This window comes from Pseudodesulfovibrio indicus (assembly GCF_001563225.1).
GTDB classification, from domain to species: Bacteria; Desulfobacterota; Desulfovibrionia; order Desulfovibrionales; family Desulfovibrionaceae; genus Pseudodesulfovibrio; species Pseudodesulfovibrio indicus.
In genome coordinates this window covers 1,255,191-1,269,866 of the sequence record NZ_CP014206.1, presented here as the reverse complement: position 1 = coordinate 1,269,866, position 14,676 = coordinate 1,255,191, and the positions used below count along the sequence as shown (strand labels likewise).

Sequence of the window (14,676 nt, the reverse complement as noted above, 5' to 3'; positions counted from 1 at the left end):
ATTCCTCGAAAGGAAATATCCCGGATTGGTGCAACCTTAGGCGCAGGGACCGAAAAAAGCAATGAATGGCCATGATTTTTGCCGACCATTTCCTTTTGATCGGTTGACTTTCCCTTGAATTTCGAGCAGAGGTGGGAAGAAGTGGAATTTAGTGTAGAATAGGTGTAAAGATGTGGAGCAAGGAATTGTTCCGGGGGAAACGATGAAATTCAGAGGTCACGCACACAGAAGCCTGGACGACAAGGGTCGGCTCATCCTGCCGCCCGAGTTCCGGGACGCGATCCACGGCGAACTGCCGGACGGGATCATGGTGCTGACCATCTTCGACAAGCACGTCATCGGCATCACCCCGGCGCAATGGGCCAAACTCGAAAGCGAACTGGAGTCCATCCGGACGCCCAGCCGCGCGCTCCAGAACACCATCCGTCTGCTCAACTCCGGCTACACCGAGACTCCGGTGGGCAAGCAGGGGCGCATCGCCATTCCCGCGCACCTGCGGAAATCCGGCAAGTTGGACAGGGACGTGGTGATTCTCGGCGCGGGCAGACGGTTCGAGATCTGGTCCGCCGAGAGCTTCGAGGCATTGCTGGACGAGGATTACGACGTGTCCTCCGAGCTGGCGGAAAACAACGTCTCCCTGCCCTTCTAGATGAAGCCGGGAGAGGTCAGCCCCGCATCGCTGCACACCACGGTTCTTTTGCATGAAGTGGTCGAGTGGCTCAGGCCCCGACCGGGCGGCCGTTACATGGACGGCACGCTCGGCATGGGCGGCCACAGCCTGGCGCTCATGGAGGCGGCGGGCGGCGAGGCCGAGCTCGCAGGGCTTGACCGGGACCGGGAGGCATTGGCGCTGGCGACGAAACGGCTCGAACCGTTCCGCGACCGGGTGCATCTCTTTCACCTCCCCTTCTCCCGGTTCGAGGAGGCCCTGGACGAGATCGGCTGGGAGACGGTGGACGGCGCGGTCCTGGACCTCGGCGTCTCATCCATGCAGCTGGACGAGGCTGATAGAGGATTCAGCTTCATCCACGACGGCCCGCTCGACATGCGTATGGACCCGGACGCCGGCCCCTCGGCCGAAGAACTGGTGAATACGCTGAAACACGGAGAGCTGGCGCGGATCATCCGGGTGTACGGGGAAGACCCCCTGGCCGGAAAAATCGCGTCGGCCATACTGAAGGCACGGGAGAACGAAGCGATTACGAGGACGCTTCAGCTGGCCGAGATCGTGCGCCTGGCGTACCCGCCCAAGATGCGGCACGCGGCGCGCAACCACCCGGCGACCCGGACCTTTCAGGGACTGCGCATAGCGGTCAACAGGGAAACTGAGGAACTTGAACAGTACCTTGCAACCATAGTCGGACGCCTGAAACCGGGCGCGAGGCTGGCCATCATTTCGTTTCACTCCCTGGAGGACAGGGCCGTGAAGCACGCATTTCGGGATGCCGCCAAAGGGTGCAAATGCCCCCCGCATCAACTCCACTGCACCTGCGGCGGCGTACCCGAGATGAAAGTGCTGACAAAGAAACCGGTGGTCGCCTCGGAGGACGAGCGGGATGTGAACCCCCGCGCCAGGAGCGCCAAGCTCCGGGTGGCGGAGAAGCTCGGCCCCGACGGAGAGAATTGATGAGCAAGACCGACAAGACGCTCCTGTGGATGGTTCTGGGCCTGCTCGGCATGGCCCTGAGCCTCGGCATGGGAGCGGTTTGGTTGAACATCGAGCGCATGGACCTGGCTTACGACCTGCGCAAGATGGAATTGAGCCTGGACCAGAAAGAGGATCTGGCCGTGAAACTGACGGTTGAGAGGAACAACCTGGTTTCACCTTACAGGCTCAAGAAGCTCGCGGGCCAGCTTGGCCTCGAAGTGGCGGCGCCGGGCCAGATACGGCGAATCGCCGCGCAATAGCGACGCGCATACGCCATACGCGCGCCGCCAGAGTGGGAAACAGGGAATACGATGGCAAAGGACAATACAAGGCGCACGGATCACAGCGGGATCAAGATGGGGTTCGTCATGGCCCTCTTCGCGGTCGCGCTCGGTGCTCTGTGGGTGCGTGCGGGATGGGTGCAGCTCCACGAGGGCGACACCCTCGCCCTTCGCGCGTCCCGCCAAAGCCTCGCCGCCGAATGGGAATACGGCGCACGGGGCCGCATCTTCGACCGCAACGGCGAGATGCTGGCCACCTCCGTCGAGGCCAAGTCCGTCTTTGCCCGGCCCTTCGAGATCGAGAACCTCGACGTGGCCTGCGACGTCCTGTCCCGCGACCTCAAGATGCCCCGCACCGAGGTCTACAAGAAGCTCAAATCGAACCGCAAGTTCGTGTGGATCAAACGGCAGGTCACGGACCGCGAGGCGGGCGCCGTGGAGCGGGCCGGACTCAAGGGCGTGCGCCAGACAAGCGAATTTTCCCGCATCTATCCCAACGGCCACCTGGCCGGGCAGGTCCTCGGCTTCGTGGACATCGACGGCCGGGGCCGCGAGGGCATCGAGCACGTCTTCGACAAGCTGCTCTCGCCCGGCAAGGCCGAGTTCGTGGTCCAGCGCGACGCCACCGGCCACCGCCTCTATCTCGACGCCCACGGCCGCGAGGTGGACATCAACGGCAAGGACGTGCGGCTGACCATCGACACCCACATCCAGCACGCCGCCGAGCAGGCCCTGGCCACCTCCATCGCCAAGTACGACGCCCGCGCGGGCATCGTCCTGGTGGTGGACGTCAAGTCCGGCGACATCCTGGCCATGGCCAACGAGCCGTTCTTCAACCCGAACACCGTGCGCACCTCCAAGCCGTCCCATCGCAGGCTGCGGCCCGTGACCGACATCTACGAGCCCGGCTCGACCATGAAGCCGTTCCTGTTCGCCGCCGCCCTTCAGGAGGGGACCATCACCCCGGACACGCTCATCGACTGCGAGAACGGCCGCTGGACCGTGGCCCGCAAGGTGATCCGCGACACCCACCCGGAACGGTGGCTCCCGGCCCACAAGGTCCTGCGCTACTCCTCGAACATCGGCTCGGCCAAGATCGGCATGGAGCTGGGCGCGGGCGTGTACCACGACTATCTTTCCAAGCTCGGCTTCGGCGAAAAGACCGACATCGGCATCCCCGGCGAATCCACCGGCATCGTGCGCCCCGCTTCGTCCTGGACATCCGTGGACCTGGCGGCTATCAGCTTCGGCCAGGGCATCGGCGCCACGGCGGTACAGCTGGCCCGGGCGTATCTCTGCCTGGCCAACCAGGGCGCCACCCGCGAGCTCAATTTGATTATCGATCCCCAGTCCCGGCGCAGGAACGCCTCGGTTCAGGTGTTCAGCCCGGAGACCGCGGCCACGGTCCTGGCCATGATGCACGAGGTCGTCCACGAGGACGGCACCGGGCGCAGCGCGCGCATCGAGGGCATCAGCATGGCGGGCAAGACCGGCACGGCCCAGAAGGCCTCCTCCAGCGGCGGATACGGCGACCAGTACCTCTCCTCCTTCGTCGCCCTGGTTCCTTCCGACGACCCCGAACTCCTGGTCATCACCATGATCGACGAGCCGCAGAAGGCCAACTACGGGTCCATGGTCGCCGCCCCGGTCTGCCGGGACGTGACCGTCCGCACCCTGGCCTACCACGGCCAGCTGTCCGAGACCCTGCACGCCAACGTGACCGACACCGAATCCGTGGACCGGCTGGCCGAGGAGCCGCTGGACCAGGCCGTGACCGTGCCCGTGGCCCGCGCCGAGGACGGCAAGGTCCCGAACATCGAGGGCATGCCCGTGCGCAGGGCCCTCGAGGCTTTGGTCAAGATGGGAATCGTCCCGGTCCTCAAGGGAGAGGGGATGACGGTCAAGCGCCAGCAGCCCGCCGCCGGGCAGCCGTGGCCGGGAAACCGCACCAAGGAGGGAGCGGATGATGTTTTTGTTCTCTGGCTCTCATAGCGAAAAGGAAAAGGTAACGGGCGTCATGGAATTCGAGACCCTGTTGGAAAAAGCGAAAAAAGGGCTGGTGGTCCGCACGGACTCCCGCAAGATCCAGGACGGCGAATGTTTCGTGGCCATGCCCGGCACCGCCGTGCGGGGCATCGACTACATCCCCATGGCCCTGGACAACGGGGCGCGCTACGTGGTGGCCCCGGAGTCCGCCCGCGACCTGGTGGCCCCGGTGGTCGAGAAGAGGGCCGTGGCCGTCTACGTCCCCAATCCGGCCATCGCCCTGGGCGAGCTGGCCCGCGCCCACTTCCACATCATGGACCGCGACCTCAAGCTGGTCGGCGTCACCGGGACCAACGGCAAGACGACCACCACCTATATCCTGGAGCACCTGCTCGCCTCCAGCGGGCTGAAGGTCGGCGTGCTCGGCACGGTCAACTACCGCTGGCCCGGTTTCGTCATGGACGCCCCCCTGACCACCCCGGACTGCTGGATGATCCACGAGCTGCTCTTCAACATGAAGAAGGCGGACGTGGACGTGGCCATCATGGAGGTCTCCTCCCACGCGCTCGACCAATACCGCGTGGCCGGGCTGGACTTCGACGCCGCCGTGTTCACCAACCTGACCCAGGACCACCTGGACTACCACAAGTCCATGGAATCGTATTTCAAGGCCAAATCCAAGCTGTTCGCCGAGTATCCCCGGCCCGGCAAGTCCGCCATCCTGAACTACAACGACCCCTACGGCCGCAGGCTGCTGGCCGAGTGCGAGACCGGCATCGGCTACGGCATCGGCGACACCGACCTGGTGGAGCAGGAGACCGGCCCCCGACCCATGGTCAAGGGGCGCATCCTGTCCATGACCGGCAAGGGCATGGAGATCGAGACCGCCTGGAAGGGCAAGAGCTGGGTCATCCAGTCCCCGCTGGTGGGCGCGTTCAACGCCATGAACCTGCTGGCCGCCCAGGCCGTGGGACTCCAGCTCGGGCTGAACTGCAAGGACATGCGCAGGCTGTCCACCTTCCCCGGCGTGCCGGGACGGCTGGAGCGGGTCATGAACGACCGCGACCTGGACATCTTCGTGGACTACGCCCACACCCCGGACGCCCTGGAGAACGTGCAGCACACCCTCAAGGGGCTGGACTTCAAGCGGCTGATCACCGTGTTCGGCTGCGGCGGCGACCGCGACCGGACCAAGCGCCCGCTCATGGCCGAGTCCGTTGCGCGCTACGCCGACGTGGTCGTCCTAACCTCCGACAACCCGCGCACCGAAGACCCCGCCGCCATCATGGACGACGCCCGGCCGGGCCTGAAACGCGCCAAGCGGGTCATCGAGAACCCGGACCGCGAGGCGGCCATCGCCGTTGCCGTGACCGAGATGGAGCCGGGCGACGCCCTGCTCATCGCGGGCAAGGGCCACGAGGACTACCAGATCATCGGCACCACCAAGCGCCACTTCTCGGACAAGGAAGCCGCGCTCAAGGCCATCGAGGAAGTGTATTCGTGAACCTGACCCTGGCTGAAGTCGCACGCTGCCTCGGCGCGCTGCCCGACGACGGGTTCGAGGAAACCGTGATCACCGAGGTGAAGACGGACTCCCGCACCGTGACCGGGGGCGACCTCTTCTTCTGCATCGCCGGCGAGAATTTCGACGGTCACGAGTTCGCCGCCCAGGCCGCCAAGGGTGGCGCCGCCGCCGTCATCGCCTCGCGCATGATCGACGACGTGGACTGCCCCGTGATCATGGTCCGCGACACCGTGGCCGCCCTGGGCCGCCTGGCCGCCTGCTGGCGCGACACCTGCGGCGCGATGCTGGTGGCCGTGACCGGCACCGCGGGCAAGACCACGGTCAAGGAACTGCTCTACAACGTGGTTTCGCAGCGGTTCGCCACGGCCAAGAACTACCGGAATTTCAACAACCAGATCGGGCTGCCCCTGTCCATGCTCAAGGCGACCGCCGAGCAGGAGGTCTGGATCATGGAGCTGGGCATCTCCCGGCGCGGCGACATGGAAGAGCTGGCCCCGGTGGCCAGCCCGGACCTGGCGGTCATCACCAACGTCGGCCCCGGCCACCTGGAAGGGCTCGGCAACGAGGCGGGCGTGGCGAGCGCCAAGACCTCCCTGCTGCGCTTCCTGCGCCAGGGCGGCACCGCCGTGGTCTCCAAGGACTACCCCCTGCTGTGGAACGCGGCCCTGGAGCTGGTCGGCTCCCCGGTGGGCTTCACCGGACACGACGCCCCCGGCACGGACTTTTGCGCCCGGTTCCTGGGCGCGGACGAGAGCGGCGACGGCCGGTTCCTGCTGCGCACCCCGGAGGGCGAGGTCGAGCTGACCGCTCCCTTCTGCGGCGCGCACTACGCCGAAAACCTGGCCTGCGTGGCCGCCGCGGCCCACCACCTCGGGCTGACCCTCGACGACGTGGCCGCGGGCGTGCAGTCCATGGCCGCCGACCCGCAGCGGTTCTGCCGCAAGCTGGGCGGCGGGGTCATGGTCATCGACGACACCTACAACGCCAACCCGCTGTCCATGGCCGGGTCCATCCGCACGGCCCGCGAGATGGCCGGGGACCGCCCCCTGGTCCTGGTCCTGGGCGACATGCGCGAGCTGGGCGAAGAGGCGATCCCGCGCCACGAGGAGCTGGGGAAGGTCATCCGCGAGGCCGCGCCCGCCATGGTCTTCTACAAGGGCGACCACTTCCTCGACGTGGAGCGCGGCTTCGGCGGGTACATGCGCCGGGCCGGGGAGCCGGACGAATTTCTGGAGGCGTGGCGCGAGCTGTGCATTTCCAAGGGCGTGGTCCTGGTCAAGGGCTCCCGCTCGCTGAAGATGGAACTCCTGGCCAATGCGCTGTGCCGGGAAGTGAACGCGGAAGCCCAAGGAGGCCCGAAGTGATCTACAACCTGCTCGTGCCCTTCAGCACGGACGTCGGCGTCCTCAACGTCTTCCGGTACATCACCTTCCGGTCCGTGTGGGCTCTTTTGACCGCGCTCATCCTGTCCATCCTGTTCGGCCCGGCCATGATCCGCTGGCTGACCCGGATCAAGTGCGGCCAGTACATCCGCGAGGACGGCCCCAAGCACCAGTCCAAGCAGGGCACGCCGACCATGGGCGGGATCATGATCCTGTTCTCCGTGGGCATCTCCACCCTGCTCTGGGCCGACCTGTCCAACATCTACGTCTGGCTGACCCTGCTGGTCTTCGCCGGGTTCAGCGCCATCGGCTTCGCCGACGACTACCTCAAGGTGGTCAAACGGCGGAACCTCGGCCTGTCCGCCAAGGCCAAGTTCCTGCTGCAATGCCTGGTGGCGGCGGCGGCCATCGCCATGCTCATCCACGAGCCCGCCTACTCCACCCGGCTGTCCGTGCCGTTCTTCAAGAACTTCAACCCGGACCTCGGCTGGTTCTACCTGCCCTTCGCCATGGTCGTCATGGTCGGCGCGAGCAACGCCGTGAACCTGACCGACGGGCTGGACGGGCTGGCCATCGGGCCCATGGTCGTGGCCATGGCCTGCTTCGCCATCTTCATCTACGTGTCGGGCCACGCCACCATGGCCGAGTACCTCCAGGTCCAGAACATCCAGGGCATCGGCGAGGTCACGGTCTTCTGCGGGGCCATGGTCGGCGCGGGGCTCGGCTTCCTGTGGTTCAACGCCCACCCGGCCCAGGTGTTCATGGGCGACGTGGGGTCCCTCGGCCTGGGCGGCGCGCTCGGCTTCGTGGCCGTGCTGGCCAAACAGGAGCTGCTGCTGGCCATCGTGGGCGGCGTGTTCGTGTTCGAGACCCTCTCGGTCATCCTCCAGGTGGGCTATTTCAAACTCACCGGCGGCAAGCGCATCTTCAAGATGGCCCCCCTGCACCACCATTTCGAACTGAAAGGCATCCCGGAATCCAAGATCATCGTCCGGTTCTGGATTCTCTCCATTCTCATGGCCCTTATGGCCCTTTCCACATTGAAGCTGAGGTAGTCAGGTGAACAGGATCGTCCGCAACTTCATCAACGACGCCATCCTGACCGGCAAGAAGGCCGTGGTGGTGGGCACCGGCAAGTCCGGGCTGGCCGCCGCGCGGCTGCTCGACGTGCTCGGCGCGGACGTGCGCGTGGCGGACCGCGACGAGGCCGTCACCGAGGAAAAGCTCGGCGCGCTGGCGGGCAAGGTCGAACTGGTCACCGGCCCCCACGACAAGGGTCACTTCGCGGACGCGGACATCATCGTCTTTTCCCCGGGCGTGCCGGTCAAGAAGCTCGCCCCGGTGCTTGAGGGCATCCCGCCGCAGAACATGGTCTCGGAGCTGGAGTTCGCCTCCTGGTTCATCGAGGCCCCGGTACTGGCCGTGACCGGCTCCAACGGCAAGACCACGACCACCACCCTGATCTCGGCCATTCTCGAACACGCGGGCCGCAGGGTGTTCACCGGCGGCAACATCGGCGTGCCCCTGTGCGAATACCTGCTGGACATGGACCCGGCGGAGATCATCGTCCTCGAAGTCTCCAGCTTTCAACTCCAGAACTGCCGACTGTTCAAGCCGCACGTCGGCCTGTTCCTGAATTTCTCGGCCAACCACCTGGACTACCACGAGGACATGGACGAGTACCTGGACGCCAAGCTGATGCTCTTCGCGCGCATGACCGGCGAGGACACGGCCCTGCTCCACGAGTCCCTGCACCCCCTGCTGGACGGCCGCTCCTTCACCAACGCCCACGTCGAGTGGTTCGGCTCCACGGACCGGTTCGAGGCTCCGCACCTGCCGGGCGAGCACAACCGCTCCAACGTGGAGGCCGCGTGGCAGGCCGTGAAGCGGTTCGGCGTGACCGAGGAACAGGCCGCCGAGGCCATCCGCGACTTCACCTCCCTGCCCCACCGCATCGAGCCGGTGACCGAGAAGCGCGGCGTGCTCTACGTCAACGACTCCAAGGCCACCACCCTGGACGCGGCCTGCTCTCACGTCAACGACTCCACCAAGGCCACCACCCTGGACGCGGCCCTGGCCGCCGTGCGCTCCTTCGACCGCCCGGTGCGCATCCTCATGGGCGGCGTGTGGAAGGGCGGCGACGTGGCGCAGTTCGCGCGCGACGTCAGGGACCGCGTGGTCCACGTGGGCCTCTACGGCGGCTCCCGCGAGGTCCTGGAGCCGGAGCTGAAACGACATTTCCCCGTGACCTGGGACGAGACCCTGGAGCTGGCCGTGAAGCGCCAGGCCGCCATGGCCGCGCCCGGCGACGTGGTCCTGCTCTCCCCGGCCACCTCGAGCTTCGACCAGTACACCGGCATGGCCCAGCGCGGGGCGGACTTCAAGCGCGTGGCGGGAGAGCTCGATGACTAGCTCCCTGAACGCCAAGAAGGGCGGCGACAACGCCCGCATCGACGCATGGCTGCTGACCGCCACCCTGCTCCTGGCCGGGTTCGGCCTGGTCATGGTCCTGTCCGCGTCCGGCATCATGGCCGAGCGGGATTTCGGCGACAAATACTTCTTCTTCAAGCGCCAGCTGATGTTCACCGGCGTGGGCCTGGCGGCCATGCTCGCCTGCATGCAGATTCCCCGCAAGGTGCTCTACTCCCTGACCTACGTCTGGGTCGGCCTGGCCGTGACCATGCTCGCCCTGTGCCTCACCCCGCTGGGGGCCTCGGTCAAGGGCGCCAGCCGCTGGATCTCGGTGGGGCCGTTCAGCATCCAGCCCCTGGAGTACGCCAAGGTCGCCCTGGTCTTCTACCTGGCCTACTTCTTCGCCCGGAAGCAGGACCTGGTGCGGACCTTCTCCGTGGGCTTCCTGCCCCCGTTCATGGTCACCGGCATCCTCTCCGGCCTGCTCCTGCTGCAGCCGGACTTCGGCGGGGCCGTGGTCCTGTGCGGCCTGCTCTTCTTCATGTGCCTGGCGGGCGGCACCCGGTTCAGCTACCTGTTCATCTCGCTCATCTTCGCGGCGGGCGCGGGCTGGATGCTCATCTCGTCCTCCCCGTACCGATTCAAGCGCTGGACCGCCTTCATGGACCCCTTCGCCTCGGCCCAGACCGAGGGGTATCAGCTGGTCCAGTCCCTGTACGCCTTCGGTTCCGGCAAGATCTTCGGCACCGGCATCGGCGCGGGCCAGCGCAAGCTCTTCTTCCTGCCCGAGGCGCACAACGACTTCATCATGGCCGTGGTGGGCGAGGAGCTGGGCTTCGTGGGCATGTCCCTGTTCTTCCTGACCATCGGCTTCTTCCTGTACCGCGCCTTCCGCATCGCCATGAAGCTCACGGACCTCCAGGACCGGTTCACGGCCTTCGGCACCACCTGCATCCTGGCGCTGGGCATGGTCCTGAACCTGGCCGTGGTGCTCGGCACCGTGCCGCCCAAGGGCGTGGCCATGCCGTTCATCAGTTACGGCGGCTCCTCCCTGACCGTGTCCTTCATCTGCGCGGGCATCCTGCTGAACCTTTCCCGGAGGGTGGAGGCATGATCCTGAACCGCGTGGTCCTGACCACCGGCGGCACCGGCGGCCACATCTTCCCGGCCCTGGCCGTGGCCACGGCGCTGACCCTGCGCAACCGGGGGGTGGACATCCTTTTCATGGGCGGTCCCGGCCCCGAGGGCGACCTGGCCCGCAAGCACGGCCTGAAGTTCATGGAGCTGCCCGCCAGCGGCATCATGGGCAAGGGGCTGCCCGGCCTGGTCTCCGCCGTGGGCTGGATCGGCACCGGCGTGCCCCGGGCGGCCTGGGCCCTCTTCCGCTTCCGGCCCGACGCGGTCATCGGCTTCGGCGGGTACGCGGGCTTCTGCCCGGTGGTGGCCGCGCGCCTGCTCGGCATCCCCGCCGCCGTGCACGAGCAGAACTCGGTGCCGGGCGTGACCAACAAGGCGCTGGGCAAGCTGGTCAACCGAATTTTCCTGAGTTTCCCGGACCGCATGGGCGTGTTCCCGGCGCACAAGACCGTGCTCACCGGCAACCCGGTGCGGCTCGACATCGTCCAGGCCGCCGACCGGCGGCGCGGACGACCGCAGGGCAAGCGGGTCCTGGTCCTGGGCGGCAGCCAGGGGGCCAAGCCGATCAACGACGCCTTCATCGAGGCCCTGCCCGCGCTCATGGAGGCCGGGGTGACCCTGGTCCACCAGGCGGGACGGGCGGACTTTTCCCGCGTGCGCACTGCCTACGAGGCCGCGGACGCGGACCCGGCGCAGGTCCGGGATTTCATCGAGGACATGGCGACCGAGTATGCCCTGTGCGATCTGGCCGTGTGCCGGTCCGGGGCGTCCACGGTCTTCGAGGTCGCCGCAGCCGGGGTCCCCGCACTGTTCGTGCCCTTCCCCCAGGCCGCCCACGACCATCAGACAATGAACGCACAAGCCATGTCGGACATCGGCGCGGCCATCCTGCTGCCCCAGTCGGAACTGACCGGGGCGCGGCTGGCGGACGCCGTGACCAGGCTGCTCGCGGATCGCGGCAGGCTCGACGGCATGGAAGCGGCGGCTCGCTCCTTCGCCAGGAAGGACGCGGCTGCGGATATAGTGGCGGGCCTGGAAGGGCTCGCATAGGAGTTTTCGAAATGGCAGCACAGGGACCGTATCTTACCGTGGGCGGCGAGGCCTGCCCGGCCATGCGGGCCAGGGTGAACAACATTCACATGGTCGGCATCGGCGGGTCCGGCATGAACGGCATCGCCGAGGTGCTCATCAACATGGGGTTCAAGGTCACCGGCTCGGACCTGTCCGCGTCCGCGGCGGTCCGGCGGCTGGAGAAGCTCGGGGCCACCGTGTTCATCGGCCACGGGGCCGACAACGTGGGCGAGGCGGACGTGCTCATCAAGTCCACGGCCATCCCGGACAAGAACCCGGAACTGGTGGTGGCCCGCGAGCGCGGCATCCCGATCATCCCCCGCGCCGAGATGCTGGCCGAGCTGATGCGGCTGCGGACCGGCATCGCCGTGGCCGGGACCCACGGCAAGACGACCACCACCTCGCTGCTGGCGACCATCTTCACCGAGGCGGGGCTGGACCCCACCGTGATCATCGGCGGCAAGCTGAACACATACGGGGCCAACGCCCGGCTGGGCGAGGGCGACTACCTGATCGCCGAGGCGGACGAGTCCGACGGCTCCTTCCTGCGGCTGGCCCCGATCATCACCGTGGTCACCAACGTGGACAAGGACCACATGGATTTCTACGACAACCAGGACGCCATCGACCTGTCCTTCATGCGCTTCATGAACTCCACGCCCTTCTACGGCATGAACGTGGTCTGCGGCGACGACGAGGGCGTCCAAAGGCTGCTGCCGCTCATCAAGCGCCCGTACCTGACCTACGGCCTGGGCAAGCACAACAAGCTGCGCGCCGAGATTATCAGCTCCCACCTGCGCTCCCTGTTCAAGGTCTTTCTCGACGGCGAGGAGTGGGGCGAGGTCACCGTGGCCCAACCCGGCACCCACAACGTCCTGAACGCCCTGGCGTGCATCGGCGTGGCCCTGGAGGTCGGCCTGGAGAAACAGGAGATCATCGACGGCCTGGCCAATTTCGGCGGCGTGGGCCGCCGCTTCGAGCGCAAGGGCGAGCGTAAGGGCGTCATCGTGGTGGACGACTACGGTCACCACCCGGCCGAGATCATGGCCAACCTGCGCACGGCCAAGGAGTGCTACCCGGACCGGCGGCTGGTGGTCGCGTTCCAGCCCCACCGCTTCTCCCGCACCCAGGCCCTGTTCGGCGAGTTCTGCAAGGCGTTCGCCGACGCCGACCTGCTCCTGCTGACCGAAATCTACCCGGCCTCGGAGTCGCCCATCCCCGGCGTCTCCGGGCTGTCCCTGGCCCAGGGCATCAAGCAGGTGTCCGACACCAAGGTCCAGTTCTTCCCGGATTTCGAGTCCCTGGAGAAACGGCTCAAGGACCTGCTGCACCCCGGCGACCTGTTCATGACCCAGGGCGCAGGGTCCATCTGGCGCATCGGCGAGAACTGGCTCGAACAGGGTGACGGGCCGGACGACGAAGACAACGGAGCATAGGAGATTTTATGGCCCTCGAATTGACCGCGAACCCCTCGCTCTCGGAGCGGACCACCCTGCGCGTCGGCGGCACCGCCGTCGTGGAGGCGGTGGTGCGCGAGGAGAAGGACCTGGACGAGCTGTCCGAGTTCCTGCTCCGCGAGACGGTGCGGCCCTTTGTCCTCGGCGCGGGCAGCAACCTGCTCGTCACGGACGAGCCCCTGGACCTGGCCCTGATCCGCGTGGACGGTTCCTTCGGACCCGAGCGGGTGGAAAGGGACGGATCCACCCTCATCGTGCGCTGCGGCGCGGGGCTCAGGCTCCCCGGCCTGCTCGGCTGGGCGCAGAAGGCGGGCTTCTCCGGCCTGGAGGGCATGACCGGCATCCCCGGCACCGTGGGCGGGGCCGTGGCCATGAACGCGGGGTCCTACGGCGTGGAGATCGGCGATTTGGTGACCCGGGTGCGCATCTGGTCCCCGGCCCAGGGGCTGGTCTGGCTGGACTCCAACCAGTGCATTTTCAGCTACCGGCACTTCTCCCTGGCCAAGCCCGCGGGCAAGTGCCTCGTCTGGGAGGTCGAGCTGGCCCTCAGAGAGTCGGACCCCAAGGCGGTGCGGAGCGCCATGCGCGACGTCTACGGGAAGAAGAAGGAGACCCAGCCGGTCACGGCCCGGACCGCGGGCTGCGTGTTCAAGAACCCGGCCGACCAGAGCGCGGGCAAGCTGCTCGACCAGGTCGGCATGAAAGGCGCGCGCCGGGGGGGCATGGCCTTTTCCGAGCTGCACGCCAACTTCCTGGTCAACCTGGGCGGCGGCACCTGCGCCGACGCGCTGGAGCTGATGAACATGGGCCGCGAAGAGGTCAAGGAACGATTCGGCGTCAACCTCGAACCGGAGGTCATCATACTGTGAGCACCCTGACCATCGGCAAGCAGAGCCGGTTGCCCCTGGGCGGCAAGCGCGCCGCGCGCGGCAACTCCCGCAAGCGGGTCAAGCCGGCCAACACCCTCAAGCCTCGTCAAAGCTCCCACCGCAAGCTGGCCGGAGCCGGGCAGTTCATGGTCCGGCTGGTCATGGCCAGCCTGGCCCTGTCCCTGGTGGCCGTGCTCGGCGTGGGGCTGCTCTACGGCTACCGGTTCATCACCGCCCACCCCTATTTCAACCTCGAGGAGATCCGGGTCACCGGCAATTCCCGCCTGAGCTACGGGACGATCATCGACACCGCGCAGGTGGGGCTTGGCCTCAACAGCCTGGAGATGAACGTGGGCGAGGTCAAGAACCGGCTGGACCGGAACCCGTGGATCGAGTCCGTGACCGTGCGCCGCGAGCTGCCGGACCGGCTGCTCATCGACGTGCGCGAGAAGGTGCCGGCCTTCTGGATTCGCCAGGGCGACGGCCTGTACTTCGCGGACGCGCGCGGCAAGGTCATCGCCCCCATGCACCCCGGCGAGGCCGGTTCGCTGCCCATCTTAAGCGTGGCGGACGACCTGCCCGAAGGCCCGGAGGTGCTGTCCGGCATCCTGGCCAAGATGGCCGCCCAGCAGACGCCCTTCACCCAGGCCCAGACCGCCTGGATCAGGCTGACCAGCGCCCACGAGATGGAGATTTTCCTGGACGGCCACGCCGACGGCAAGGGGCTGACCGTAAAGCTCTCCACGGACCGCTGGGAGGTTCAGCTGGAGCGCCTCAAAGTGGCCTGGCGCGACCTGATGCGGCGCAACGAGTTCAAGGACGCCACCATCATCGCGGCCAGCGGAGACAAGGTCTGGATCAAAAAGCGCCTGGACCCGGCAGCGGGCTAGCGCAAAACAATATTTCAC

General features: G+C 66.9%; 13 protein-coding genes. All 13 read left to right on the top strand.

The annotated features are described in order from the left end of the window. The first annotated feature begins 202 nt into the window (after positions 1-202). The 13 genes from AWY79_RS05900 to AWY79_RS05840 all read left to right on the top strand — a co-directional run bounded on the left by AWY79_RS05900 (position 203) and on the right by AWY79_RS05840 (position 14,658). On the top strand, positions 203-649 hold the full coding sequence (locus AWY79_RS05900) for a division/cell wall cluster transcriptional repressor MraZ (RefSeq protein WP_066801537.1): 447 nt from the start codon (positions 203-205) through the stop codon (positions 647-649). After that, complete coding sequence (gene rsmH / locus AWY79_RS05895; protein ID WP_066801534.1) at positions 650-1,627, top strand: 16S rRNA (cytosine(1402)-N(4))-methyltransferase RsmH; 978 nt, start codon at positions 650-652, stop codon at positions 1,625-1,627. It abuts the gene before it with no gap. Continuing rightward, entirely contained in the window at positions 1,627-1,908 is a 282-nt protein-coding gene (locus AWY79_RS05890; protein WP_066801531.1) for a hypothetical protein, read from the top strand. Before rsmH ends, AWY79_RS05890 begins: the two co-directional genes overlap by 1 nt. 51 nt (positions 1,909-1,959) lie before the next feature. After that, positions 1,960-3,921, top strand: a complete 1,962-nt coding sequence (locus AWY79_RS05885; protein WP_066801528.1) for a penicillin-binding transpeptidase domain-containing protein — start codon at positions 1,960-1,962, stop codon at positions 3,919-3,921. Further along, positions 3,896-5,419 carry a UDP-N-acetylmuramoyl-L-alanyl-D-glutamate--2,6-diaminopimelate ligase gene (locus tag AWY79_RS05880; RefSeq protein WP_066807044.1) on the top strand — a complete coding sequence of 508 codons (1,524 nt, stop codon included), beginning with the start codon at positions 3,896-3,898 and terminating at the stop codon, positions 5,417-5,419. Before AWY79_RS05885 ends, AWY79_RS05880 begins: the two co-directional genes overlap by 26 nt. Then, complete coding sequence (locus AWY79_RS05875; protein ID WP_066801525.1) at positions 5,416-6,804, top strand: UDP-N-acetylmuramoyl-tripeptide--D-alanyl-D-alanine ligase; 1,389 nt, start codon at positions 5,416-5,418, stop codon at positions 6,802-6,804. The genes AWY79_RS05880 and AWY79_RS05875 overlap by 4 nt, the downstream gene beginning before the upstream one ends. Continuing rightward, positions 6,801-7,877 carry a phospho-N-acetylmuramoyl-pentapeptide-transferase gene (gene mraY, locus AWY79_RS05870; RefSeq protein ID WP_066801522.1) on the top strand — a complete coding sequence of 359 codons (1,077 nt, stop codon included), beginning with the start codon at positions 6,801-6,803 and terminating at the stop codon, positions 7,875-7,877. Before AWY79_RS05875 ends, mraY begins: the two co-directional genes overlap by 4 nt. A 4-nt stretch (positions 7,878-7,881) precedes the next feature. Next, positions 7,882-9,234: a UDP-N-acetylmuramoyl-L-alanine--D-glutamate ligase gene (murD, locus tag AWY79_RS05865; protein WP_066801519.1), complete on the top strand. Its 1,353-nt coding sequence runs from the start codon at positions 7,882-7,884 to the stop codon at positions 9,232-9,234. Beyond that, positions 9,227-10,348, top strand: a complete 1,122-nt coding sequence (gene ftsW / locus AWY79_RS05860) for a putative lipid II flippase FtsW (RefSeq protein ID WP_099093193.1) — start codon at positions 9,227-9,229, stop codon at positions 10,346-10,348. Before murD ends, ftsW begins: the two co-directional genes overlap by 8 nt. 2 nt (positions 10,349-10,350) lie before the next feature. Beyond that, complete coding sequence (murG, locus tag AWY79_RS05855) at positions 10,351-11,421, top strand: undecaprenyldiphospho-muramoylpentapeptide beta-N-acetylglucosaminyltransferase (protein WP_066807040.1); 1,071 nt, start codon at positions 10,351-10,353, stop codon at positions 11,419-11,421. Positions 11,422-11,483: 62 nt separating this feature from the next. Next, positions 11,484-12,878, top strand: coding sequence for a UDP-N-acetylmuramate--L-alanine ligase (gene murC / locus AWY79_RS05850; RefSeq protein ID WP_066807038.1), 1,395 nt, complete (start codon positions 11,484-11,486; stop codon positions 12,876-12,878). Between the two features lie 8 nt (positions 12,879-12,886). Further along, positions 12,887-13,768, top strand: coding sequence for a UDP-N-acetylmuramate dehydrogenase (gene murB, locus AWY79_RS05845; protein ID WP_066801516.1), 882 nt, complete (start codon positions 12,887-12,889; stop codon positions 13,766-13,768). Next, positions 13,765-14,658, top strand: a complete 894-nt coding sequence (locus AWY79_RS05840; RefSeq protein WP_066801513.1) for a cell division protein FtsQ/DivIB — start codon at positions 13,765-13,767, stop codon at positions 14,656-14,658. The genes murB and AWY79_RS05840 overlap by 4 nt, the downstream gene beginning before the upstream one ends. The last annotated feature ends 18 nt before the right edge of the window (positions 14,659-14,676 follow it).

What these genes read in the sequence shown, in the direction of transcription:
- AWY79_RS05890 (WP_066801531.1), top strand. Translation starts at nt 1,627, where the DNA reads ATGAGCAAGACCGACAAGACGCTCCTGTGGATGGTTCTGGGCCTGCTC.
- AWY79_RS05885 (WP_066801528.1), top strand. Translation starts at nt 1,960, where the DNA reads ATGGCAAAGGACAATACAAGGCGCACGGATCACAGCGGGATCAAGATG.
- AWY79_RS05880 (WP_066807044.1), top strand. Translation starts at nt 3,896, where the DNA reads ATGTTTTTGTTCTCTGGCTCTCATAGCGAAAAGGAAAAGGTAACGGGC.
- AWY79_RS05900 (WP_066801537.1), top strand. Translation starts at nt 203, where the DNA reads ATGAAATTCAGAGGTCACGCACACAGAAGCCTGGACGACAAGGGTCGG.
- ftsW (WP_099093193.1), top strand. Translation starts at nt 9,227, where the DNA reads ATGACTAGCTCCCTGAACGCCAAGAAGGGCGGCGACAACGCCCGCATC.
- rsmH (WP_066801534.1), top strand. Translation starts at nt 650, where the DNA reads ATGAAGCCGGGAGAGGTCAGCCCCGCATCGCTGCACACCACGGTTCTT.
- murC (WP_066807038.1), top strand. Translation starts at nt 11,484, where the DNA reads ATGCGGGCCAGGGTGAACAACATTCACATGGTCGGCATCGGCGGGTCC.
- murB (WP_066801516.1), top strand. Translation starts at nt 12,887, where the DNA reads ATGGCCCTCGAATTGACCGCGAACCCCTCGCTCTCGGAGCGGACCACC.